The sequence below is a fragment of the Micromonospora cynarisoli genome, from assembly GCF_030518815.1.
Classification (GTDB): domain Bacteria; phylum Actinomycetota; class Actinomycetes; order Mycobacteriales; family Micromonosporaceae; genus Micromonospora; species Micromonospora wenchangensis.
The window spans coordinates 5,981,039-6,004,882 of the sequence record NZ_CP130426.1; the positions used below are offsets into that span (position 1 = coordinate 5,981,039).

The 23,844-nt window shown below is 72.2% G+C and carries 19 protein-coding genes, 1 other RNA gene and 1 pseudogene; 14 read left to right on the plus strand and 7 right to left on the minus strand.

The annotated features are described in order from the left end of the window. The first annotated feature begins 73 nt into the window (after positions 1–73). The 4 genes from mtrB to hpf all read left to right on the plus strand — a co-directional run bounded on the left by mtrB (position 74) and on the right by hpf (position 5,174). Positions 74–1,765, plus strand: a complete 1,692-nt coding sequence (gene mtrB, locus Q2K16_RS26380; RefSeq protein ID WP_489671937.1) for an MtrAB system histidine kinase MtrB — start codon at positions 74–76, stop codon at positions 1,763–1,765. Then, positions 1,762–3,588 carry an LpqB family beta-propeller domain-containing protein gene (locus Q2K16_RS26385; protein ID WP_302740847.1) on the plus strand — a complete coding sequence of 609 codons (1,827 nt, stop codon included), beginning with the start codon at positions 1,762–1,764 and terminating at the stop codon, positions 3,586–3,588. Before mtrB ends, Q2K16_RS26385 begins: the two co-directional genes overlap by 4 nt. A 7-nt stretch (positions 3,589–3,595) precedes the next feature. Continuing rightward, positions 3,596–4,303, plus strand: a complete 708-nt coding sequence (locus tag Q2K16_RS26390; RefSeq protein WP_302740848.1) for a ComF family protein — start codon at positions 3,596–3,598, stop codon at positions 4,301–4,303. 250 nt (positions 4,304–4,553) lie between these two features. Continuing rightward, positions 4,554–5,174: a ribosome hibernation-promoting factor, HPF/YfiA family gene (hpf, locus tag Q2K16_RS26395; RefSeq protein WP_145918028.1), complete on the plus strand. Its 621-nt coding sequence runs from the start codon at positions 4,554–4,556 to the stop codon at positions 5,172–5,174. A 168-nt stretch (positions 5,175–5,342) separates the two neighbouring features. Here hpf and Q2K16_RS26400 read toward each other — a convergent pair. Together Q2K16_RS26400 and Q2K16_RS26405 are read right to left on the minus strand one after the other, a co-directional pair. Next, positions 5,343–5,894: pseudogene (locus Q2K16_RS26400) on the minus strand (GNAT family N-acetyltransferase); the annotation flags it as partial. A 4-nt stretch (positions 5,895–5,898) separates the two neighbouring features. Next, positions 5,899–7,053, minus strand: a complete 1,155-nt coding sequence (locus Q2K16_RS26405) for a GNAT family N-acetyltransferase (RefSeq protein ID WP_302740849.1) — start codon at positions 7,051–7,053, stop codon at positions 5,899–5,901. Between the two features lie 170 nt (positions 7,054–7,223). Between Q2K16_RS26405 and secA the strand changes: the two genes are divergently transcribed. Then, a complete protein-coding gene (gene secA, locus Q2K16_RS26410) occupies positions 7,224–10,151 on the plus strand; it encodes a preprotein translocase subunit SecA (RefSeq protein WP_302740850.1) in 2,928 nt (975 codons plus the stop codon). Between the two features lie 190 nt (positions 10,152–10,341). Here the strand turns inward: secA and Q2K16_RS26415 are convergent, their stop codons facing one another. Both Q2K16_RS26415 and Q2K16_RS26420 read right to left on the minus strand, forming a co-directional pair. Next, entirely contained in the window at positions 10,342–10,923 is a 582-nt protein-coding gene (locus Q2K16_RS26415; RefSeq protein WP_302740851.1) for an Rv3235 family protein, read from the minus strand. A 102-nt stretch (positions 10,924–11,025) separates the two neighbouring features. After that, positions 11,026–11,253: a helix-turn-helix domain-containing protein gene (locus Q2K16_RS26420; RefSeq protein ID WP_302740852.1), complete on the minus strand. Its 228-nt coding sequence runs from the start codon at positions 11,251–11,253 to the stop codon at positions 11,026–11,028. 197 nt (positions 11,254–11,450) lie between these two features. Here Q2K16_RS26420 and Q2K16_RS26425 point away from each other — a divergent pair, with 197 nt between their 5' ends. Then, a complete protein-coding gene (locus tag Q2K16_RS26425) occupies positions 11,451–11,960 on the plus strand; it encodes a DUF6912 family protein (protein ID WP_302740853.1) in 510 nt (169 codons plus the stop codon). A 10-nt stretch (positions 11,961–11,970) separates the two neighbouring features. On the opposite strand, the gene Q2K16_RS26430 is transcribed toward Q2K16_RS26425, so the two are convergent. Beyond that, a complete protein-coding gene (locus Q2K16_RS26430) occupies positions 11,971–12,957 on the minus strand; it encodes a hypothetical protein (RefSeq protein ID WP_302740854.1) in 987 nt (328 codons plus the stop codon). A 451-nt stretch (positions 12,958–13,408) separates the two neighbouring features. Here Q2K16_RS26430 and pruA point away from each other — a divergent pair, with 451 nt between their 5' ends. The 8 genes from pruA to Q2K16_RS26470 all read left to right on the plus strand — a co-directional run bounded on the left by pruA (position 13,409) and on the right by Q2K16_RS26470 (position 21,095). After that, the gene (pruA, locus tag Q2K16_RS26435) at positions 13,409–15,037 is read left to right on the plus strand and encodes an L-glutamate gamma-semialdehyde dehydrogenase (protein WP_302740855.1); all 1,629 of its coding nucleotides are present in this window, start codon (positions 13,409–13,411) and stop codon (positions 15,035–15,037) included. A gap of 220 nt (positions 15,038–15,257) precedes the next feature. Beyond that, the gene (locus tag Q2K16_RS26440; protein ID WP_145918036.1) at positions 15,258–15,773 is read left to right on the plus strand and encodes a PadR family transcriptional regulator; all 516 of its coding nucleotides are present in this window, start codon (positions 15,258–15,260) and stop codon (positions 15,771–15,773) included. Positions 15,774–15,837: 64 nt separating this feature from the next. After that, on the plus strand, positions 15,838–16,959 hold the full coding sequence (gene prfB, locus Q2K16_RS26445) for a peptide chain release factor 2 (RefSeq protein ID WP_088642976.1): 1,122 nt from the start codon (positions 15,838–15,840) through the stop codon (positions 16,957–16,959). Between the two features lie 118 nt (positions 16,960–17,077). Then, a complete protein-coding gene (gene ftsE, locus Q2K16_RS26450; protein WP_088642977.1) occupies positions 17,078–17,758 on the plus strand; it encodes a cell division ATP-binding protein FtsE in 681 nt (226 codons plus the stop codon). 70 nt (positions 17,759–17,828) lie between these two features. Further along, entirely contained in the window at positions 17,829–18,704 is an 876-nt protein-coding gene (ftsX, locus tag Q2K16_RS26455; protein ID WP_088642978.1) for a permease-like cell division protein FtsX, read from the plus strand. Positions 18,705–18,839: 135 nt separating this feature from the next. Next, positions 18,840–19,319 (plus strand): SsrA-binding protein SmpB, encoded by a 480-nt coding sequence (smpB, locus tag Q2K16_RS26460; RefSeq protein ID WP_067306250.1) that lies wholly within the window; start codon positions 18,840–18,842, stop codon positions 19,317–19,319. Positions 19,320–19,424: 105 nt separating this feature from the next. Next, positions 19,425–19,800, plus strand: a transfer-messenger RNA (tmRNA) gene (ssrA, locus tag Q2K16_RS26465). A 314-nt stretch (positions 19,801–20,114) separates the two neighbouring features. Next, on the plus strand, positions 20,115–21,095 hold the full coding sequence (locus Q2K16_RS26470; protein WP_302740856.1) for a hypothetical protein: 981 nt from the start codon (positions 20,115–20,117) through the stop codon (positions 21,093–21,095). A 73-nt stretch (positions 21,096–21,168) separates the two neighbouring features. On the opposite strand, the gene mdlC is transcribed toward Q2K16_RS26470, so the two are convergent. Together mdlC and Q2K16_RS26480 are read right to left on the minus strand one after the other, a co-directional pair. Next, positions 21,169–22,764, minus strand: a complete 1,596-nt coding sequence (gene mdlC, locus Q2K16_RS26475) for a benzoylformate decarboxylase (protein ID WP_302740857.1) — start codon at positions 22,762–22,764, stop codon at positions 21,169–21,171. Between the two features lie 163 nt (positions 22,765–22,927). Continuing rightward, positions 22,928–23,731: an S-methyl-5'-thioadenosine phosphorylase gene (locus Q2K16_RS26480; protein ID WP_302740858.1), complete on the minus strand. Its 804-nt coding sequence runs from the start codon at positions 23,729–23,731 to the stop codon at positions 22,928–22,930. Positions 23,732–23,844 lie beyond the last annotated feature (113 nt).

A 23,844-nucleotide genomic window follows, 5' to 3' on the forward strand; every position in this document is an offset into this window, starting at 1 on the left:
GGGCTGCACCGTGACCAGTGCACCCGACCCCACCCCCGAGCACACCGCCGGCTGGCGTCCCGCCGCGCGGGCGCTGCGTCGCGTGCTGGTGGGCCGCGCGCTGCGGGTGACCGCCGGCCTGCGCCAGACCTGGCGACGGTCGTTGCAGGTCCGGGTGGTGACCATCACCCTGGTGGTGTCCAGCCTGCTGGTCGGCGGCTTCGCCTACCTCATCGCTGACAAGATCACCAACATCCTGCTCGACAACGCCGAGACCGACGTGCTGCTGCGGCTGCGCAACGGCAGCGACTACTCGGCCAAGCAGTTCTTCCTCTACAGCCAGCCGCAGGAGGCGCAGCTCCAGGACACCATCGAGGGCACGGTCAACTACCTGGCCGGGGGCGACCCGCAGCAGACCAGCGGGGTGGTGGTCGCGATCACCGCCGACAACTACGCGGGCATCATCGAGACCCGCACCTCACCGGCGATGGACGTCCGCCCGCTGGTCAGCCGGGAGCTGCGGGCCGCCGTCGCCGACGGCAAGGTGGCCCACCAGATCCGCACCGGACGACTCACCGGCGAGCAGACGAAGTACCTGGTCTACGGCTCCCCGGTGCCGACCCGCTTCGGCCAGCTGGAGCTGTACTACCTCGTCCCGCTCAACCGGCAGGACGCCACCGCGGCCGACGCGCGGGCCACCGTGCTGGCCACCGGGGTGGCCCTGGTGCTGCTGCTGGGCCTGCTCGCCGCCCTGGTCACCCGGCTGGTGGTGACCCCGGTCCGGGTCGCCGCGCGGACCGCCCAACGGCTCTCCGCCGGCCTGCTCGACCAGCGGATGGTGGTCGACGGCGAGGACGACCTCGCCCTGCTCGCCGCCTCGTTCAACCAGATGGCGACCAACCTGCAACGGCAGATCCTCCGCCTGGAGGAGATGTCCCGCCTGCAACGCCGGTTCACCTCCGACGTGTCGCACGAGCTGCGGACCCCGCTGACCACCGTCCGGATGGCCGCCGACCTGATCTTCGCCGAGCGCGACGAGTTCGACCCGGCGGTGGCGCGCAGCGCCGAGCTGCTCCAGGCGGAGCTGGACCGGTTCGAGGAACTGCTCACCGACCTGCTGGAGATCAGCCGCTTCGACGCCGGCTTCGCCATGCTCGACTCCGAGCCGACCGACCTGGTGCCGGTGGTGCACCGGGTCGCCGACCGCCTCGCCGGGCTGGCCGAACGGGTCGGCGTCACCATCGAGCTGGCCGTGCCGACCACCCCGGTGATCGCCGAGGTGGACCCGCGCCGGGTCGAGCGGGTGCTGCGCAACCTGGTCGGCAACGCGGTGGAGCACGGCGAGGCGAAGCCGGTGGTGATCACCCTCGGCGTCGACCGGACCGCCGTCGCGGTCACCGTCCGCGACCACGGTGTCGGGCTCAAACCGGGCGAGGAGAAGCTGGTCTTCAACCGGTTCTGGCGGGCCGACCCGTCCCGGGCCCGGCAGACCGGCGGTACGGGGCTGGGCCTGTCGATCAGCCTGGAGGACGCCCGGCTGCACGGCGGCTGGCTGGAGGCGTGGGGCGCGCCCGGGCAGGGCGCCCAGTTCCGGCTCACCCTGCCGGTCCGCTCCGGGGACCGGCTCACCACCTCACCGCTGCGGCTGGTGCCCGCTGACGCCACCCTGCCCTTCGGCGGCCCCCGCGACGGCGACCTGCTGGCCATCGGTCCGGCCGGCGGGGGTGTGCTGGCGATCGGCCCCGGGCCGGCCGGCACCGACGAGCGCGCCCAGGCCCGGTCGTGAGCCGGCTGCGGGCCCTGGCCGGGCTGCTCTGCGCCGCGCTGCTGGCGGCTGTCGCCGGCTGCGGCATCCCCGACCACACCGACGTGCAGGTCGACGGCTCCGGGCCGGCCGTGTCGGCGGGCGCGTCCAGCTTCGGTAGGGGTGAACCCCCCACCCGCACGGCCAGCGGCGTCGACCGGGAACTGTTCGTCCGTAACTTCCTGGCCGCCGCGGCCGGCGAGCCCGAGCGGGCGTACGCCCGGGTCAAGCAGTTCATCGCCCGGGAGGACCGCAACCGGCTCGCCGAGAAGCAGGGCAGCGAGGTCGCGATCAACGTGGTCCGGCTGACCGAGAAGCCGGTGATCACCGAGAACGCCAGTGGGCTGCTCACCGTGCGGGTCCCGGTGCAGCAGGTGGGGGTGCTGCGGGCCAACGGGGTGCTCGGCCCGCCGGTGGTGACCGACACGGAATACCAGTTCTCGCTGCGCGGCTCCGCCGAGCCGGGCCAGGAGGGCACCGCCGACGGCGGCTACTACGTCACCGATCCGCCCAGCGTGCTGCTGCTGGACACGCTGTCCCTGCGGCAGTACTACCAGACCCGTACGGTCTACTTCTGGAACTCCGACGCCACCCGGCTGGTCGCCGACCAGCGCTACCTGCCGCTCGCCGTGCCGTCCGAGCGGCTGGTCAGCGAGGCGGTCAAGTGGCTGATCGCCGGGCCGTCGGAGTGGCTGCGGCAGGGGGTGAGCGGCCTGCCGGACCGCACCGCCCTGATCAACAACGCGGTCAAGACCGACGGGCGGTGGGAGGTCAACCTCGACCTGCCCGGCGACGACCGGCGCAAGCTGGAGAAGCTCGGCATCCAGCTGGCCTGGTCGCTGTCCGACCTGGACGGGCCGCTCCAGCTCACCACCCGCAACCAGTCCCGGGTGACCATCGACGACCTCGCCGCGCACCGCCTCGCCAACCCGGTCTACCCGCTCTCCGAGGGGCCGCAGCGGTTCACCGTCTACGCCGGAGCGATCCATCCGCTCGCCTTCGAGGCCGAGGCGATCGGCACCGTGCCGATCCGCACCGAGGACAACCACGACGTCGTCTCGGCCGCCGTGCGGCGGGCCGCCGAAGAGAAGACCCTCGCCGCCCTGGTCACCACGGCCCCGGGCGGCCGGCAGCGGCTGGTCACCGGGTCGGGTGTCGCGCCGGTTCAGGTGCTGACCCCGGGGGCGCAGACCTTCGCGGCGATCGGCCGGCCGGTCTGGCTGCGCCCGCTCGGCGCGGCCCAGCCGTACGGGCTGGTGGTGGCCGACGGGCGGCTCTACCGGTTCGACGACCGGGCCCGGATGGTGCCGGTGCCGGTGGGCGTGGCGGGCCCGGTCAGCGCGGTGGCCGCCTCGCTGGACGGGCACCGGATCGCGTTGATCGTCGGCGGTCGACTCTGTCTCAGCGCGGCGAGCCTCGACGGCGGGGTGGTCTCGCTCGGGCCGGTACGGCAGGTCGCCACCACCCTGACCGACCTGTCGGCGGTGGACTGGGCGCAGGAGAACACCCTGGCCGTGGCCGGCTCCACCAACCGTTCCGCCGTGTACGAGGTGGGCGTGGACGGGGCGCAGCAGGCCGCGCTGGTCACCGACGTGGGCGCCCGGGTGACCCACCTGGCGGTGTACCCGGCCAACCCGACGTACGTGCTGCCGACGGTGATGATGATGTACGAGGCCAACGGGGTCGCCTACCGCTACCGCTCGCCGTCGGCCGAGACGATCCGGAGCGAGCAGGTGCTGGACGTGCCGCCCCCGTCCGCCGGTGGCCGGGCGGGCAGTCCGACCGCGCCGTTCTTCGTGTTCTGAGCCGGCGGTGCGGGACGTGGGCGGGCTCTGGGCCGACCTGACCGATCTGGTCTTCCCGACCGGGTGCGCGGGGTGCGGCCGGCGGGACGCGCGCCTGCGGCAGGGCTGCTGCCCGCAGTGCGTACGCCGGCTCGCCGCGCTGCGCCCGGTGCCGGCGCGCCCCACCCCGGCCCCGCCCGACCTGCCCCCGTGCCACGCCCTCGGCCCGTACGCGGGGCCGCTGCGGGAGGCGCTGCTGGCGTACAAGGAACGGGGCCGGCACGGGTTGGCCCGGCCGTTGGGCGGGTTGCTGGCGGAGGTGGTGGCGGCCTCGGTGGGTGAGGCCCGGCCGGTGCTGCTGGTGCCGGTGCCGGACCGGGCGGCGGCGGCCCGGGCACGCTACGGCGACCACCTGACCCGGTTGGCCCGGCACGCGGCGACCCGGTTGCGGCGGGCCGGCTGGGACGTGCGGACGGCGGTGCCGGTGCGGGCGCTGCCCCGGCCGGATTCGGTGGAGCTGGACCGGGCGGGGCGGGCCGCGGCGGCGGAGTCGGCGTTCCGGGTGCGGTCGGGCTGGGCCGGGCGGGGTGCCGGTGGCCGGGCGGTGGTGGTGCTCGACGACATCCTGACCACCGGGGCGACCCTGGCGGCGGTGAGTCGGACCTTGCGCGCGGCGGGAATGACGCCATACGGAGCGGCCGTGCTGGGTGCAACGCAAAAACGGCGGCATTGGTGACGCTTCGTGTTTCTGTTTCACCCCATGGTGTTGGTTGCTGTTAATTCTCTGAGGGTTTCCCGGAACCGGGGGTGACTGTCGGGCGTACAGGAGTTAGCGTTTTCGTGTCGGGGGTAGGAAGGTTTCCCACCCGCCCCCGACGGTGAAAGGAGGCGTAGCCGTACCTGACCGGTCGACGCTCCCAGGGGCCCTCCCGAGGTCGCGCGGCCGGATTCGAAGATCAGCCGACCATCCGGAAAAGGGAGGTCACGTGGACATCGTGGTCAAGGGTCGAAACGTCGAAGTGCCGGACCATTACCGGGTACACGTAGCGGAGAAACTCGCGAAAATCGAACGCTACGATCACAAGCTCATCCGGGTCGATGTGGAGCTGTTCCACGAACGCAATCCCCGGCAGTCCGACACCTGCCAGCGAGTGGAGATCACCTGTGTCTCCCGGGGCCCGGTGATCCGGGCCGAGGCCTGCACGAACGACTTCTACAGCGCGCTGGACGCCGCGATCGCCAAGCTGGACACCCGACTGCGCCGGGCGGCCGACCGCCGCCGCGTACACCGGGGCCGGCACGCGCCGATCTCCGTCGCCGCCGCCACCGCCGGTCTGCCGGTGGCCGGCCTGGACGACGCGGGCGTGTCCGCCGGTGGCACGGCCACCGCCGTCGAGGAGCGTCCGGAGGAGCACGACGACCAGCCCTGGCACATCGCGCGGGCCAAGGTGCACCCGGCCGACCCGATGACCGTCGACGACGCCCTGTTCCAGATGGAACTCGTCGGCCACGACTTCTACCTGTTCCACGACAAGGAGTCGGGCCGCCCGAGCGTCGTCTACCGTCGCCACGCCTACGACTACGGCATCATCTCCCTCGACACCTGACCCACCCGCCCGTCTCGCCACCCCCGCCCCCTCTGTCCCGCCCGCCCGGCCCGCCCGGCGGTGTCGATCAAGAGGTTCGCGTCAACGTCGAAGATCCGGTTGACGCGAACCTCTTGATCACCGCGGAAGGAGGGGGCGGAGGTCGGTGCGGAGGGACCAGAGGACGATGTCCGCCCTCGTCGGGGCGACCGGACGGACCCGGGTCGCCACCACCTCGGGGCGGCTGTGCAACCGGTGCAGCGCCTCGGCGGGGGCGAGCCGGCGCAGGGTCACCACCGGGTCGGTGAGCCGGCCGTCGGGCAGGTCCGGCAGCGTACGTCGGGCCGGGCGGGTCGCCGGCCAGGCGTACCCAGGCGAGCAGGTCGTACGGGCTGCCGTCGCGGCCAGGCCGGCGGAGCGGCGTACCCCCGTGGGGTGGAAGCCGGCGGCCACCGCGACCCGCTGGCTGGCCGGGTTCTCGGCCTGGACGAGCAGCTCCAGCCGGATCAGCCCGGCCCGGAACGCGGCAGCCGCCAGGGCCCGGGTGGCGACGGTGGCGACACCCCGCCGCCGGGCCTGCGGCGCCACCCAGTAGCCCAGCTCCGCCTGCCCCCGCCCCGGCACCACCTGGCTCAGGCCGACGCCACCGATCGGCCGGTCGGTGGCAGAGTCGACTATCGCGTACGCGGCCCCGCCGGCCCGCCACACCGCTGGAGCGCCCTCCCCGATCCACCGGCGTGCGGGGTCACGTCAGGTCTTCGGCGAGCAGCGCGCCGACCCAGGCGTCGACGCGTTGACCCCGCTGCGGCACCCCGCCCCGCAGGGTGCCCTCGACGGTGAAACCGGCCTTCTCGGCGGCCCGGCGGGAGGCGGTGTTGCCGACATGGGCCTTCCACTCGACCCGGGTCAGGTCGAGGCCGGTGACGCCCCAGGCGGCGAGCGCGCCGAGCGCGGCCGGCATCCAGCCCCGGCCCCGGGCGTGCGGCGCGGTCATGAAGCCGACCTCGGCGAGCAGCGGGTCGACGGGGTTCAGCCGCAGGTCGACGGTGCCGGCGAAGGCGTCGTCCGGGTCGGCCAGCACGAAACACGCGCTGCTGCCCCACGCCCAGGCCAGCCCGCCGTAGGCCAGGTAGCCCTCGGCGTCGGTGCGCCGGTAGGGGTGCGGCACCCCGGTCCACCTGACGGTGTCCGGGTCCTGGCAGGTGACGACCACCCCGTCCAGGTCACGTTCCTCCATCGGCCGCAGCCGGAGTTCGACGTCACCGGCGGTGGCGAACAGGACGGGCTGGGGCCGGCCGAACACGGCGGCCCGGCGGGCTTCCAGGGTGCCCCGCCCGGCGGGACCGTCCGCGCCGACGGCCGGCACCTCCCCGGGCAGCAGCGAACCGATCCAGCCCTCGACCCGGCCGTTCCCGGCGGGACGGGCGAGCCGCAGCTCACCGGAGATCTGGAAACCGGCGCGCAGGGCGACCAGCCGGGAGAAGTGGTTGCCGACCTCGGCCTGCCAGATCAGCCGGCGCAGCGGCAACACGTCGAAGGCCCAGCGGGCGACCGCCCGGGTGGCCCGTACGGTGACCCCCCGGCCCCGGGCCCACGGGGCGGTCCAGTAGCCGATCTCGCCGGAGTCGAGGGCCCGGTCGATCGCGACCAGACCGCAGGAGCCGAGCAGCTCGCCGGTGGCGGCGTCGCAGACCGCGAACGGCGCCCCGCTGCCGTCGGCCCACGCGCGGGCGCTCACCTCGGTGACGAAGCCGTGGGCGTGTTCAGGCCGGTACGGACGCGGTACGGTGGTCCAGCGCTGGATGTCCGGGTCCTGGCAAGCCCGGTGCACGTCGTCCGCGTCCGAGGCGAGCCACGGACGCAGCAGCAGGCCGTCCTCGATGATCTCCACAGGCTCCATCCGAGTCATCGTGCCGGATCGTTCGCGGTGGGCGTAACCGGATAACCGCCGGGCGGCGGGTTGAGCCGAGTGTTATGTCGGTTTGGTCGGGTCGGACCGCCGCCACCAGTGACCATCGCGCCGACTGAGCGCCTACGATGGTTCGAGACTGTCTAGGGGAGCGTTGATCCGTGTCGATTCTGGAAAAGGTCCTCCGCGCGGGCGAGGGCCGCATGGTGCGCCGGCTGAAGGCCATCGCCGCCGCCGTCAACTCGATCGAGGACGACTACGTCAACCTCACCGACGACGAGCTGCGGTCACTGACCGACCAGTACCGGGAGCGGCTCGCCGACGGTGAGACCCTCGATGACCTGCTGCCCGAGGCGTTCGCCACGGTGCGCGAGGCGGCCGCCCGGGTGCTCGGCCAGCGGCCGTACGACGTCCAGGTGATGGGTGGCGCGGCGCTGCACTTCGGCAACATCGCCGAGATGAAGACCGGTGAGGGCAAGACGCTGACCTCGGTCATGGCCGTCTACCTCAACGCGCTGTCCGGCAAGGGCGTGCACGTGGTCACGGTCAACGACTACCTGGCCCAGCGCGACGCCGCCTGGATGGGCCAGGTGCACGAGTTCCTCGGCCTGACCGTCGGCGTGGTGCTGCCCAACCGGCCGGCCACCGAGCACCGCGCCGCGTACGAGTGCGACATCACCTACGGCACCAACAACGAGTTCGGTTTCGACTACCTGCGCGACAACATGGCCTGGTCCCGGGACGAGCTGGTCCAGCGCGGGCACAACTTCGCCGTGGTCGACGAGGTCGACTCGATCCTGATCGACGAGGCCCGCACCCCGCTGATCATCTCCGGCCCCGCCGAGCACTCCGCCCGCTGGTACGGCGAGTTCGCCAGCGTCGTCGGCCGGCTCCAGGCCGGCAAGGACGGCGAGGGCGACTACGAGGTCGACTACGCCAAGCGCACCATCGCGGTCACCGAGCGCGGCGTGGCCAAGGTGGAGGACCGGCTCGGCATCGACAACCTCTACGAGTCGGTGAACACCCCGCTGGTCGGCTACCTCAACAACGCGATCAAGGCCAAGGAGCTCTACAAGCGCGACAAGGACTACATCGTCAGCGACGGCGAGGTCCTGATCGTCGACGAGTTCACCGGTCGCATCCTGCACGGCCGCCGCTACAACGAGGGCATGCACCAGGCGATCGAGGCCAAGGAGGGGGTGGAGATCAAGCAGGAGAACCAGACCCTGGCCACCATCACCCTCCAGAACTACTTCCGCCTCTACGAGAAGCTCTCCGGCATGACCGGTACGGCGCAGACCGAGGCGGGCGAGTTCAACAAGGTCTACAAGGTCGGCGTGGTGACCATCCCGACGCACCGGCCGATGGTCCGGCAGGACAAGGCCGACGTCATCTACAAGACCGAGAAGGCCAAGTTCAACGCGGTCATCGAGGACATCGCCGAGCGGCACCAGGCCGGCCAGCCGGTGCTGGTCGGCACGGTCTCGGTGGAGAACTCCGAGATCCTGTCCACGCTGCTGCGCCGCCGGGGCATCCCGCACTCCGTGCTGAACGCGAAGTTCCACGCCCGCGAGGCCGAGATCGTCGCCCAGGCCGGCCGCAAGGGCGCGGTCACCGTCGCCACCAACATGGCCGGCCGCGGCACCGACATCCTGCTCGGCGGCAACGCCGAGTTCCTCGCCGCCAGCGAGCTGCGCCAGCGCGGCCTCGACCCGGCCGAGCAGGAGGAGGAGTACGCCAAGGCGATGGAGGAGGTCCTGCCCACCTGGAAGCAGGCGTGCGAGGCGGAGGCCGAGGAGGTCGCCGCCGCCGGTGGGCTCTACGTGCTCGGCACCGAGCGGCACGAGTCCCGCCGGATCGACAACCAGCTGCGCGGTCGGGCCGGCCGGCAGGGTGACCCGGGCGAGTCCCGGTTCTACCTGTCGCTCCAGGACGAGCTGATGAAGCGGTTCCGGGCCGGCGCGGTCGAGGCGGTGATGGAGCGGTTCAACATCCCGGAGGACGTGCCCATCGAGTCGAAGATGGTCACCCGGCAGATCAAGAACGCCCAGGCCCAGATCGAGGGCCAGAACGCCGAGATCCGCAAGAACGTCCTCAAGTACGACGAGGTGCTCAACAAGCAGCGCCAGGTGATCTACGCCGAGCGGCTGCGGGTGCTCAACGGCGAGGACCTCTCCGACCAGGTCCGCAACATGATCGACGACACCGTCGGCGCGTACGTGGTGGGTGCCACCAGCGACGGCTACGCCGAGGACTGGGATCTCGACCAGCTCTGGGCCAGCCTCAAGCAGCTCTACCCGGTGGGCGTCACCATCGAGGAACTGGAGGAGGAGGTCGGCTCCCGGGCCGGCCTCGACCAGGACTTCCTGCTCGCCCGCCTCCGGGAGGACGCGAACGCCGCGTACGACCGGCGGGAGGAGAGCCTCGGCGAGGAGGCCACCCGCCAGTTGGAGCGGATGGTGCTGCTCCAGGTCATCGACCGCAAGTGGCGCGAGCACCTCTACGAGATGGACTACCTCCAGGAGGGCATCAGCCTGCGGGCGTACGCCCAGCGCGACCCGGTCATCGAGTACCAGCGCGAGGGCTTCGACATGTTCGCCACCATGATGGAGGGCATCAAGGAGGAGACGGTCGGCTTCCTCTACAACCTGGAGGTGCAGGTCCAGGAGCCGGAGCCGGAGGCCGAGGAGGTCCAGCTGCTGGAGAAGCCGGTCGAGATCCGGGCCAAGGGCCTCAACCGGGCGCCGCAGCAGCAGGGGCTGCAATACTCCGCCCCCACGATCGACGGTGAGGCGGGCGCGGGCGCGGTGGCCGTGGAACGGCCCGAGCCCGAGCCGTCCGCCCCGGCGCTCGGCATCGGGGGCGGGCAGCCGCAGGCTCCGTCGCAGGCCCGCCCGGCCGCCGGTGGATCGCGTCGGCCGGCTGCCGCCGGGGCGAGCGGTCAGGCCGCCGCGGCCGGCACCGCCCGGCGGAACGCCGGCCCGGTCGACCGGGCGGCCGAGGGTGGCCCGTCCCGCAACGCCCCCTGCCCGTGCGGCTCCGGCCGCAAGTACAAGCGCTGCCACGGCGCCCCCAACGGCGGCGCCTGACCCACACCCCAGCCTGATCCGGGGACGCCCTCCCGCTCTGTCGAGCGGGAGGGCGTCCCCGTTCCCGTCCCGCCTCCCCGCCTCTGCCCCCGCCTCTGCCCGGTGATCAAGAGATTTGCGTCAGTTCGATCTTCAAAGATGACGCAAACCTCTTGATCACCGCGGCCGGGTGGGGCGGCGCCCGGGTGGGTCAGATGACCTGGAGGGTGGTGCAGAGCCAGTTGCCGCGGTGGTGTTCGAGGCGCAGCGCCATCGCCCAACTCCGACCGCCGCCGGTGACCACGGCGGCCACCTCGACCGCCGCCGGGCGCGGCTGGCACACCCGCAGCCGGCGCAGGTGGACTGCGGGCCGGGTGGAGCGTCGGCGGACCGGCGGGGTGCGGGCGGCGGCGCGGGCGAGCTGCTCGGTCACCTCGACGGTGTGCCCCGGCTCGACCAGGGCCCGGATCTGGCCGGGTGGCCGGTAGCCGTTGAGGATCTCCAGGCAGGTGCCGACGAAGCGGTGGGCGGCCCGGGTCGCCTCCGGGGTGGTGGTGGCGGGCGGCGGCAGGGGTGGGGCCGACGGGTGCCCGGGGCGGGCCCGGGGGTCGGGGCGGCGGCCGGTCGGTCGGCCGACGGCGGACCGACCCGTGCCGAACAGGTCGAGGGCGAGCTGTCCGGGTGGCCGGGGCCAGAGATCCGGCACCTCGTCGACGTAGGGCGGCTCGGCGACGGGGGCCGGCCGTAACCGGATCGGCGGTCGGGTCGGCCCCGGACGACGGGAGTCGGCCATCGGTGCCCCCTGATTTTCTGTGTTTGCCTTCGTTTGCTTCCGACAGCGTCGATTGTCGGGCACGGCAACGCCCAGGGTCAATGGCTCAGCGGGACGGCGCGGTCACTCCGGGTCGCGGTCGGTGAGCGGGTTGCCGCGTACCCACTCGGCGGTTTCGGTGTACTTGAGCTGGATGTACTCCTCCAGCCGGGCCCGCTCGACCCGCCACTGTCCCCGTCCGCCGATCTTGATGGCGGGCAGCTCGCCGCTGCGTACCATGTGGTAGACCTGCGAGTCCGACACGTTCAGCTCGGCGGCCACGTCGGAGAGCAGGAGAAACCTCGGCTCCACGGAAACCTCTCGGCTTGGCGTCGTTCGGCCCAGTTTGCCACCGACAGCCTTCCCCGCCCAGCACCCGCACGTTGACGGGTGCGGCGGCTTCCCCCGGGGCGGTGCGCGGTGTATGACGGTCTGGACGTACGGCATGATCGGCGTTCAGGGCGGCCACCCGCCGTCCCGGTGAGCGGAGACGACCAGGGGAGACGACGGTGGGCGACGAGCTGGTCCGGGTGTACGTGCCGGCGACCGTGCCGATGCTGGCCCTGCTGCGGGAACAGGGGCTGCCGGCCAGCGGCGGCCACGCGGTCACCCCCGGGCTGCGCGAGTGGTACGCCGAGGGCGACGAGGAGGAGTTGGAGTACGTCGCCTTCACCCGGGCCGCCCAGGACGCCCTGCAACTGCTGCGGGAGGACGCCGACGCGCCCCGCCGCCGGGTGGTGGTGTCGGTGGACCTGCCCGCCGGGGCGGTCGGCCGGGGTGACGGCGAGTTGGGCTCCAGCGTGGTGGACCTCGACGGGCCGCTGCCGGCGTCGGCGGTGGCCGCGCTGCACGTGGACGGGGCCGAGGCGGTCGGGGACGTGGCCGCCGCCGTGGACGTGGTGGTGGAGGCGCTCGCCGGTGACCCGGACGCCCAGTTCACTGTCGACGGGGCCGAGGACCACGAGCTGGAGTGGTACGACCCGTCCGAGTGGGAGTTGCTGCTGCGTACCGCGTCCTGACCGGGCCGGGTCAGTCCCCGGCGGGGTCCTCCGGGTCGTCGTCGCGCGGAGCCGGGCCGAGGGTGCGACCGAAGAGGACGACTGTGGTCAACGCGCCCACGAAGAGCACCCAGATGCCGTTGTCGATCCGCGAGGTGCCCATGCTCGTCTGGGCCACCGCGTCCGCCTCGCTCAGCGCGCCCGCCAGGTCCAGCAGGGTCCGCCCGCCGATCCGGATGATCACCTCGGTGAGCAGCAGGAGCAGGCCGGGCCCGGCCCCGGCGAGCAGGTAGGCGGGCCAGCGCGGGGCCGTGGCGTCGGGGGCGTGCCGGACGGCCCGGCGGCGGGCCCAGGTGAGGTAGCCGAAGGCGAGCAGCCCGGCCACCAGCCCGCCGAGCAGCGACTCGGTGCGGGAGACCCACTTCGCGGCGCCGACCAGCGACGCCTGGGAGTCGTCGGCCCCGAACAGGCCGAACAGCGGGTCCCGGGCCTGGCTGAACAGCACCACGAACAGCAGCGTGCCGAGGGTGGCGGTGACCACCGCGCCGACCGGGGCCGGGGTACGCGCCCCGGCGAGCGCCCCACCGATGATGGCCGCCGCCGCGCTGGTGCCGGCGATGGTGTTGGTGGTGGCGTTGTCGGCGTACGTCAGGTTGATCGCCAGCGCGGTGCCCAGCCCGACCAGCATGCCGGCCCCGATCGCCGCCGCGAAGCGCAGCGCGGCCCGGTCACCGAGCCGGCGCGCGGTCAGCTCGCTCGCGGCCAGCGCGACGGCAGCCCCGGCGACCAGGGCGGCGGAGATCACCCCGGGCAGGGCGAACGCGGACAGCGTGATCGCGGTGAGGCCGACCGCCGCCGAGTGGATCGCCTCCCGGGTGGACCAGAGCATCGCCGCCAGCCAGCCGAGGGCGAGCACCGCCAGCACGGGCGTGCCCGGGGCGTACCCGGTGCGCCCGGCCGGCTGCTCCGGCGACCGGTCGATGGACTCGGCCGTCGAGCTGCCGGGCTGGTTGCTCATCGTCTCCCCTTCGACACCGCGCCACCCCGGCACCGGGACGGGCCTCTCCCTCGCGAACTCGCGTCCCTCGCGAACTCGCGCGAACCAGCGTACGCGGACGGGGCGGACCGTCCCGGGCTGGGCGTGGAGGGCTCCCGGCCGCCCCCGGGGCGCGGTACCGCCGGGGCGTGCCGGCGGCGGCCGACCCGACCGGTCGGGTGCGGCCCGTCCTGCTTTTCTTCGTCCGGATCGCGCTTTCATTGGGGAATCGTCACCGGACAGGGGGTGGCTGCCTCGTGATCCACGGTGTGGGGCGGGCGGGGCGTGAGCCCCGCGAGCCGGGCGTGGGAGAATCGCCGGAGGTCCCGCCGCCGCGAACAGCTTCCCCGCGCGGTGTCCGGCGTCCGGCCGTCCGGTCGGTGCCTGCGGGTCCGATTTCGCCGCCGCTGTCGAGATCGCCCAGGAGCCTGTGATGGACGCCGTGTTCTCCGTACCCGAGCCGCGCAACGAGCCGGTACGCACCTACGAGCCGGGCAGCGCCGACGCCGAGCGGCTGAAGCGGCGGCTGACCGAGCTGGCCGCCGACCGGATCGACCTGCCGATGACCATCGCCGGTGAGCAGCGGATGGCCGGCGGCGACCCGATCGACGTGGTCCAACCGCACCGGCACGCGCACGTGCTCGGGGTCACCGGGCATGCCACCCACGACGACGCCCGCGCCGCCGTGCGGGCCGCCAAGGACGCCGCGCCGACGTGGCGGGCGCTGCCGTTCGAGGAGCGGGCCGCGGTCTTCCTGCGCGCCGCCGAGCTGCTGGCCGGCCCGTGGCGGGACACCCTCAACGCGGCCACCATGCTCGGCCAGTCCAAGACCGCCGTCCAGGCTGAGATCGACGCGGCCTGCGAGTTCATCGACTTTCTCCGGTTCAACGTGCACTTCGCCCGGGAGTTGCTGGCCGCCCAGCCGAACTCGTCGCCGGGGGTGTGGAACCGGTTCGACCACCGCCCGCTGGAGGGCTTCGTCTACGCGGTGACCCCGTTCAACTTCACCGCGATCGCCGGCAACCTGCCGTCCGCGCCGGCCCTGCTCGGCAACACCGTGGTCTGGAAGCCGGGCCCCACCCAGCAGTTCGCGGCGCACTTCACCATGCGGCTGTTCGAGGCGGCCGGCCTGCCCCCCGGCGTGATCAACATGGTCACCGGGCGGGGCGAGGAGGTCTCCGACGTGGTGCTCGCCGACCCGGACCTGGCCGGCATCCACTTCACCGGCTCCACGAAGGTCTTCCAGCAGCTGTGGCGCACGGTCGGCGAGAACATCGCCTCCTACCGGGGCTACCCCCGGCTGGTCGGCGAGACGGGCGGCAAGGACTTCGTCGTCGCGCACGCCAGCGCCGACGTCGACGCCCTGCACACCGCGCTGATCCGGGGCGCCTACGAGTACCAGGGCCAGAAGTGCTCGGCCGCCTCGCGGGCGTACGTGCCCCGGTCGCTGTGGGAGGGCGGGCTGCGGGACCGGCTGGCTGCCACCGCCGACGCGTTGACGTACGGCGACGTGACCGATTTCGGCAACTTCGGCGGCGCGGTGATCGACGCCCGGGCGTTCGACAGGCACACCGCCGCGCTGGAGCTGATCGGCGGGGACGACAGCTGCCGGGTGCTGGCCGGGGGCACCGCCGACGACTCGGTCGGGTGGTTCGTCAGGCCGACCCTGTTCGAGTGCGCCGACCCGGCCCACGAGACGTTCACCACCGAGTACTTCGGGCCGATCCTCGGCGTGCACGTCTTCGACGACGCCCGGTTCGACGACGTGGTCGCCCAGGCCGAGTCGATCGCCCCGTACGCGCTGACCGGGTCGGTCTTCGCCACCGACCGCCGGGTGATCGACGCGGTGGCCGAGAAGATGCGGTACGCGGCCGGCAACTTCTACGTCAACGACAAGCCGACCGGGGCGGTGGTCGGGCAACAGCCGTTCGGCGGCGCCCGGGCCAGCGGCACCAACGACAAGGCCGGCTCGTGGCACAACCTGGTCCGCTGGATGTCCCCCCGGACCATCAAGGAGACGTTCGTGCCGCCGACCGACCACACGTACCCGCACATGGGCTGAACCGGCGACGGCCGGCGGTGGCGTGCGACGACGTCCCCGCCGGCCGGGCCCGGCCGGCCCGGCGACGGGCCGGCGCACCCCCGGCGGTCCGGTCCGGGGCGGCGGTCGGGGGTGGTCCTGGGAGCACTGTCGTCGGCCGACAGTGCACATTGGAAATCCTCCCGGGTGGCAAATCCGGAAATCCTGGACGCCGGGACGGCAAAGTGGCAGCTTAGACGGCATGGCGGATTCCGGAGTCAACCCCACCGCGGCGGCCCTGCTGGGTCTGTTGCACGAGGGGCCGATGACAGGTGGCCAGCTGATGGCCGCCGCTGAGCGCCGACTGGCGCCGTACTGGTCGATGACACGCAGCCAGGTCTACCGTGAGTTGCCGGTGCTGGCTGAGCGTGGTTTCGTGCGGCTGGGCAAGCCCGGGCCGCGGATGAGTCAACCCTACGCGATAACCGCGGCCGGCAAGCGGACCTTCTCCCGCTGGCTGGCGGAGAATCCCGGTCGGGACACCATCCGCAACCCGATCGCCCTACGGATCGCGTTCGGCAACCTGCACTCGGCCAGCCAGCTCAAGAACCTCTACACCTCGGCGAACGAATACCACACCGAGGCCCTCGCGTACGTCCGCGAACAGGTCAAGACCGCCAAGAAGGAAGGCGACGAGTACGACGCCAGCGCGCTGGAGTTCGCCGTCGCCTACCACAAGGCCGCGCTGTCCTGGCTCAAGACCGCCCCGGTCGGCTGATCATCCGCCCTGGTAGGTGGTGTGACGTGAGCGGACCGCCGCACGCACAGTACGCTTGTCTGTCGTGACCGCTGCCGATTACGCCGAACAGCTCAAGGAACTCGACGCGACCCTGCGCAACATCGAGTCGGTGCTCGACCTCGACCGTCTGCGGGAGGAGAAGGCCCGGCTGGAGGAGCAGGCGTCCGCGCCGGATCTCTGGGACGACCAGGCCAAGGCACAGCAGGTGACCTCGCAGTTGTCGTACGTCAACGGCGAGATCAGCAAGCTGGGCAGCCTGCGGTCCGGGCTCGACGACGCCCGGGTGCTGCTGGAACTGGCCGAGGACGAGGCCGACTCCGGGGCGCTGGGCGAGGTCGAGTCCGAGATCGCCACGCTCACCAAGGCCATCCAGGAGATGGAGGTCCGCACCCTGCTCTCCGGCGAGTACGACTCCCGGGAGGCGCTGGTCGCCATCCGGGCGGGCGCCGGTGGGGTGGACGCGGCCGACTTCGCCGAGATGCTGCTGCGGATGTACCTGCGCTGGGCCGAGCGGCACGGTTACCCGACGGAGGTCTACGAGACCTCGTACGCCGAGGAGGCCGGCCTCAAGTCCGCCACCTTCACCGTCAAGGTGCCGTACGCCTACGGCACGCTCAGCGTCGAGTCGGGCACCCACCGGCTGGTCCGGATCAGCCCGTTCGACAACCAGGGCCGCCGGCAGACCAGCTTCGCCGGGGTCGAGGTGCTGCCGGTCACCGAGCAGACCGACCACATCGACATCCCGGAGAACGAGGTCCGGGTGGACGTCTACCGGTCCTCCGGGCCGGGCGGGCAGAGCGTCAACACCACCGACTCGGCGGTGCGGCTCACCCACATCCCCACCGGCATCGTGGTGACCTGCCAGAACGAGAAGTCCCAGCTCCAGAACAAGGCCTCCGCGATGCGGGTGCTCCAGTCCCGGCTGCTGGAGCGCAAGCGGCAGGAGGAGGAGGCGAAGCTGGCCGGCCTGAAGACCGGCAGCACCAGCTCCTGGGGCGACCAGATGCGCTCGTACGTCCTGCATCCTTATCAGATGGTGAAGGATCTGCGAACCGAGCAGGAGACCGGCAATCCGTCCTCGGTCTTCGACGGTGAGCTGGACAGCTTCATCGAAGCCGGTATCCGCTGGCGCAAGCAGCAGCAGCTCGCCAACGACGCTGCGTGATCGATCGTGAACGGGGCGCGTCGTCGATTCCGGGTTGACCGGGCGAATCGATGACGCGCCCCGTATCGGCGGGGCGTGCCACTTGGCTCTGCGGTTACACCGCGTAGACTCACCACCCGTGATTCAGCTTGAGCAAGTGACGAAGACGTACCCGAAGGCGTCCCGGCCTTCGCTCGACAACGTGTCCGTCTCGATCGAGAAGGGCGAGTTCGTCTTCTTCATCGGGCCATCCGGCTCCGGCAAGTCCACGATCATCAAGATGCTGCTGCACGAGGTCGCCCCCAACAAGGGCCGGGTCATCGTCAACGGCAAGGACGTCACGTCGATGCGCTCCTGGAAGCGACCCCACTTCCGGCGTTCCATCGGCTGCGTCTTCCAGGACTTCCGGCTGCTGCCGAACCGCACCGCCTACGAGAACGTGGCGTTCGCCCTGGAGGTGATCGGCAAGACCAAGGCGGTGGCCCGCCGGGTCGTGCCCGAGGTGTTGGAGCTGGTCGGCCTCGGTGGCAAGGAGCACCGGTACCCGCACGAGCTGTCGGGTGGCGAGCAGCAGCGGGTCGCGGTGGCGCGGGCGTTCGTGAACCGACCGCTGATCCTGCTGGCGGACGAGCCGACCGGAAACCTGGACCCGGACACCTCGATCGAGATCATGCGCCTGCTGGACCGGATCAACCGCACCGGCACGACCGTCGTGATGGTCACACACGACTCCAACATCGTGAACCAGATGCGCCGTCGCGTCGTCGAGATCGAAAGCGGCCGCATCGTGCGCGACCAGGCCCGCGGCGTCTACGGGTGAGCCGGCGCTCCACCCCTGCCGTACGACCTGACGACGAACACCTCACGCCGGAGAGCCGGAGGAACACCCGATGCGGATGAAGTACGTCCTGTCCGAGGTACTGGTCGGACTGTGGCGCAACGTCACCATGACCGTCGCGATGATCATCACGATGGCGGTCTCGCTGACCATGCTCGGCGCCAGTGGCCTGATGTACAAGCAGGTCGGCGACATGAAGGACCTCTACTACAAGAACGTCGAAGTCTCGATCTTCCTGAAGACCGACGTCACCGAGCAGCAGCGCACCGACCTCGACGCCAAGCTGAAGAGCGACCCCCTGGTCAAGGAGGTCCTCTACGTCAACAAGGACGAGGCGTACAAGACCTTCAAGGAGATGTACCAGGACGCGCCCGACCTGGTGAATGCCGTGAAGCCGGACCTGCTCCCCGAGTCGTTCCGGCTGAAGCTGGTCAACCCGGAGCAGTACAAGAACATCTACGACCAGTACCAGGGCACCGAGGGCGTCGACGTGATCGTCGACCAGAGCCGCCTGCTGGACAAGATCTTCAACGTGCTCACCGCGATCCAGAACATCGCGCTGGCCGCCGCCGTGGTGATGGCGATCGCCGCGCTGCTGCTGGTCGCGAACACCATCCAGGTGGCCGCGTACAGCAAGCGGCGTGAGGTCGCGGTCATGAAGCTGGTCGGCGCGTCGAACTGGTTCATCCAGGCGCCGTTCGTGCTGGAGGCGGTGGTCGCCGGCCTGATCGGCTCGGTGCTGGGCCTGATCGCGCTGATCGGGGCGAAGCAACTGCTGTTCAGCGGCTCGTTGAAGGCGCTGGAGGGGCTGCTCTCGCCGGTTCAGTGGTCGGACATCTTCCTGATGTTCCCGCTGATGGCCGGTGTCGGTGGCCTGATCAGCGCCGCCACCGCCTGGGTCACGCTCCGCTTCTACCTGCGGGTCTAGTCACCGCAGGGCTCTCCGTGAGGACCCTCCTGCGCCGGGAAGAAACGGCGCGGGAGGGTCCTTGTCATTCGGGTAGCATGATCCCCGCTCACCGGCCGGGTGGTCGGTGTGCGTAGTGGAAGGGGGTGGCGCCGGATGCCACGGGAAAAGGGTCGCAAGGTGGTCGCCTCCAACCGGAAGGCCCGCCACGACTACGCCATCCTCGACACGTACGAGGCGGGCATGGCGTTGACCGGCACCGAGGTCAAGTCGCTGCGTGCCGGGCGGGCGTCGCTGGTCGACGCCTTTGCCCAGGAACGCGACGGCGAGCTGTTCCTGCACGGCATGCACATCCCGGAGTACACCCAGGGCACCTGGACCAACCACGAGCCCCGGCGTACCCGCAAGCTGCTGCTCAAGCGGTTGGAGATCGACAAGTTGATCGGCAAGACCCGCGAGGGCGGCCTGACCATGGTCCCGTTGCAGGTCTACTTCTCCGACGGCTGGGCCAAGGTGGAGATCGCCCTGGCCAAGGGCAAGAAGTCGTACGACAAGCGGCAGGACCTCGCCAAGCGGGACGCCGACCGGGAGATCGCCCGCGTGTCCGGTCGCCGCGGCAAGGGGATGGACGACTGATTCGTCCCGTCTGTCCGGCTCGGCACGCCGGGCCGGGGCTCGGGATGAAACCCGTTGCGGCAGGCGTTAGTCTGGACAGTGCCGCCACATCCGGCGGCCCGTCGAGGGGGTGACTGGTTTCGACTTCGTACGCAGCGACAGGGGAAGCGAGCCGAGGAAGCCGACGTCGTCTCGAGAATCGGTCGTCGGAAACCAATAAGCGCCAAGAACAATCGCGCTGACTTCGCTCTCGCCGCCTGAGGCGAGTAGTGAGTCTGTCGGCCTGGGAGCGCCTTCGACCCAGTTAGCCGGCATCAGCTAGAAGGCTGGCCAATCGGACCCGGTCGCGGGGTCCGTGCGGCGAGATCAATCAGCGACTGGGCCCGTCACACCAACTTGCTCGCGTGAGCGGTGGGGCCGAGTAGAGGCACAGCGAGCTGCGCTCGGAGAAGCCCTGACAAACCGGCGAAGGACCCGGGTTCGATTCCCGGCACCTCCACCACCTCGATATGCGCCCCGGTCCCCACGGACCGGGGCGCATCACTGTCTCCCCCCCCCGGTCCCACCCTTCCCCGCCCCGCCATCCCGCTCCCGCCCGGTCCCGCCCCGCTTTCGCCTCGCCCGGTCCCGCCTCGCCCGGTCCCGCCCTTGCCGCGCCTCGCCGCGCCCCGTTGATCAAGAGGTTTGCGTCAACGTCGGAGATCAACGTGACCTGAACCTCTTGATCAACAGGGCGGAGCCCGGCAGTGAGGCGTCGGGAGGGGAGGGAACTGGGAGGGGAGGGAACCGGGAGGGGTGGGTGGGCGTCTCAGGGGAATGCGGCGACTCGTAGGGCTGACGTGGGGGCTGGGGCTTCTGGTGGCGGTGGGTGGGTGTGCGGCAGCCGGGTCGGTACCCGGTGGCGCGGTGCCCGGCAGCGCGGTGGACGGTGGGGCGGTCGGGGGTGATCCGGGGCGGCAGCGGGAGGCGTTCGACGAGCGGGCCGCCGAGGTCGCCGGGGCGTGGCGGCCCGGCCCCGAGTGGTCGAGCGGCTACCTGCCGTTGCAGGACGCCACGGTGCTCACCGGCCAGCCCGGCTTCGACGCCGACACCGAGGCGGCCTTCCGCGCCGGCTGGTACCGGGACCAGATCGACCTGCCGACCGACGTACCCGCCGACAGGGCGATCCGGTTCCCCGACGGTGCCCTCACCGTCCCGCTGATCAGCGCCGCCGAGGCGTACCGGCAGCTGGACCAGGGGGACCCGCCGCCGTGCGAGGGGCGACCCCGGGAACCACGGCCCGCCGAACCCACCGCCGGCACCCGGCCGGACGATCCGGTCTCCACCCAGGCTGCCTGCATCCCGCTCACGGTCACCGGGGTCACCCTCGGCACCGCCGAGGTGCGCACCAGCCGGGGGGTCGCCGCCGTACCCGCCTGGATCTTCACCGTGGCGGAGCTGACCAGCCCGGTGGCCCGCCTGGCGGTGGCGCCCCGGGCGGTCACCGCCGTACCCGGTCCCGCCGTCCCGAACCGGCCTCTGCCGGGCGGGGTGGCCGGTGCCGACCAACTCCGGCGGGTCGACGGCGCCCGGTTGACGTACACGGTCGGCATGGGTGCCTGCGACAGCGGACCCAGCGCCCTGGTGCGGGAGAGCGACGACGTGGTGGTGGTAGGCGGCGGGGTGGCCCGGGGCAGCGGGGAGTGCATCGAGCTGGCGGTGCTCAAACCGGTCACCGTGACGTTGTCGGCCCCGCTCGGGAAACGTCCGGTGCTCGACGTCGCCACCGGCCGGGTGCTCACCCTCACCACCCACTGACCCGCCCGGCCGTCCCCACACTCGGCTCCCCGTCCGAACGTCGCCCGGCGGGGCGACGGGGGCGGGAGGGGTGTCAGAGGAGGGTGGGGATGGTGGTGCTGATCGGGGTGGGGAGAACCGTGGGGCCGTCGGCACGAAGCGCCTCGGTGAGCGCGTCGGCCAGGTCGGGCAGCGCGTCGACGACGCGGGTGGCGCAGCCGTAGCCCCGGGCGATGGCGGTGAGGTCCAGGCCGGGCAGGTCCAGTCCGGGCACTCCGGGGGTGGACTTCAGTTCGGCGAACGCCTTGAGGATGGCGTACTGCTGGTTCACCGGGACCAGCACGACCACCGGCAGTCGCAGCCGCGCGGCGGTCCACAACGCCTGTACGGAGTAGTGGAAGGAACCGTCCCCGATCACCGCGACCACCGGCCGGCCCCGCCCGGTGTCCCGCTCGGCGAGGGCGATGCCCACGGCGGCGGGCAGCCCGTAGCCGAGCCCGCCGCTGGCCATGGTGAAGTACGACGCCGGACGGGTCACCGGGAGCCGACGCCGCAGCGCGGCCAGGTTCGACGGTGACTCCTGCACCAGCACCCCGTCGGCGGGCCAGCAGGCGGCCAGCGCGGCGAAGAGCGCATCCGCGTCGGGCGGGTCGCCGGTGCCTGGCGGCTCCGGCGTCGGGCGGGGTGGCGGCGTCGGCCGGTCGGCCGCCGGCAGCAGGTCCAGCAGCGCGGCCAGGGTCAGCCCGGCGTCACCGAGCAGGCTGTCGCCCACCGGGGCCCGCGCCGCCTCGTCCGCGTCGTCGGTGACGTGCAGCAGCCGGGCCCCGGGCGGCAGGTGGTCGCCGGGCACGTGCGGGTAGTAGCGGAACACCGGCGCGCCGACCACCAGCACCACGTCGTGTCCGGTGAGCTTCTCGGCCAGCGGGGCGATCGCGTACGGCAGCACCCCCCGGTAGTGCGGGTGGTGCTCCGGGAACGCGGCCCGCTCCGGCGCCGGCGCGGACCAGACCGGCGCGGCGAGCCGTTCGGCCACCGCCGCCGCCACCGGCCAGGCGGCGGCCCGGTCCACCGCCGCGCCGAGCACCAGCACCGGGTTATGGGCGGCGGCGAGCAGCGCGGCGAACTCCCGCAGCCGACGCGGGTCGGGGGCGAACCGGGTGGCCACCGTCCGCACCTGCGGCGGCGGGTCCGCCGGCTGGTGCCAGTCGTCCAACGGCAGGGAGAGGTAGACCGGGCCGCTCGGTGGTTGCGCCGCCGTGGCGTACGCCCGCATGAACGCCGCCGGGACGTCCTGCGCCCGCACCGGCTCGTGGCTCCACTTCACGTACGGCTGGGGCAGTTCGGTGGGGTGCCGGTTGGTCAGCCGGGGCTCCGTCAGCAGCATCTCCCGGCTCTGCTGCCCGGCGGAGACGATCAGCGGCGTCCGGTTGTGCCAGGCGGTGACCAGGTTGCCCATGCCGTTGCCGGTGCCCGGGGCGGTGTGCAGGTTGACGTGCGCCGGCCTGCCGGTGGCCTGGGCGTACCCGTCGGCCATGGCGACCGCCGACGCCTCGTGCAGGGCGTGCACGTAGTGGAAGTCGGCCGGAAAGTCCTGGAGGAACGGCTCCTCGGTCGAGCCGGGGTTGCCGAAGACCGTGGTCAGGCCGAGGGCGCGGAGCAGGTCGTAGGTGGTCTCCCGGACGGTCGCCATCGCCCTCCGCCTCCGTGTCCCCGGCCGGTACGGCGTCCGCCGGGACCGGACCCCTGACCTGCCGAATCTATCGGTCGGCAGCCGGCGCTCCGCGCGCTTTGCCGGCGATTGCCCTGTCCGGGGGTCTGTCGGGGGCGCGTCGCGCCAGCCGTACGGCGACAGGTCAGGGCAGGGGGAACGGGGTGCTGATGCCGTCCAGCGCGTGCCCGCAGGGGCAGTCGCGGTCGGTGGGCAGGGCGGCAACCGCATCCAGCAGTACGCCGCGCAGCCGGTCGGTGTTCTCGCCGAAGACCCGGAACACCTCCTCCTGGGTGACCGAGTCGCCCGCCTCCACCCCGGCGTCCAGGTCGGTGACCAGGGCGATGGAGGTGTAGCAGAGGGCCAGTTCGCGGGCGAGCACCGCCTCCGGGTGACCTGTCATGTTGACCACCGTGCCGCCCATCGCGGCGTACCAGCGGGATTCCGCACGGGTGGAGAAGCGGGGCCCCTCGACCACCACCACCGTGCCGCCGTCGACCGCCGGCACGTCGCGCCCGGCCGCCGCGCCGAGCAGGGTACGCCGCCCCACCGGGCAGTACGGGTCGCCTAACGCCACGTGCACCGCGCCCCGGTCGTAGTAGGTCTGCACCCGGCCGCTGGTGCGGTCGATGAGCTGGTCGGGCACCACGAACGTGCCGGGACCCAACTCGGGGCGAAGCCCGCCGACGGCACAGGGGGCGAGCACCTGGCGTACTCCCAACGTGCGCAGTGCCCACAGGTTCGCCCGGTACGGAATCAGGTGCGGGGGGTGGCGGTGATCACGCCCGTGCCGGGGTAGGAAGGCCACCGACCGGCCGCCCACGGTGGCGATGGTGAGCACGTCCGAGGGGGTGCCGTAGGGGGTGTCGACCTGGTGTTCCGTGGCGTCGTCGAGGAGCGCGTACAGCCCCGAACCGCCAATCACCGCGATGTCCGCCGTCGGACCCATCGATCCTCCCTCGACCGCCCTCGATCACCTGTCGGTCAGACCTTAGCCACCGCACCGGGTGCAGGCTATGGTGCCAGGCATGGCGGTGAGAGCACAGATGGTCGGTGGTGCCC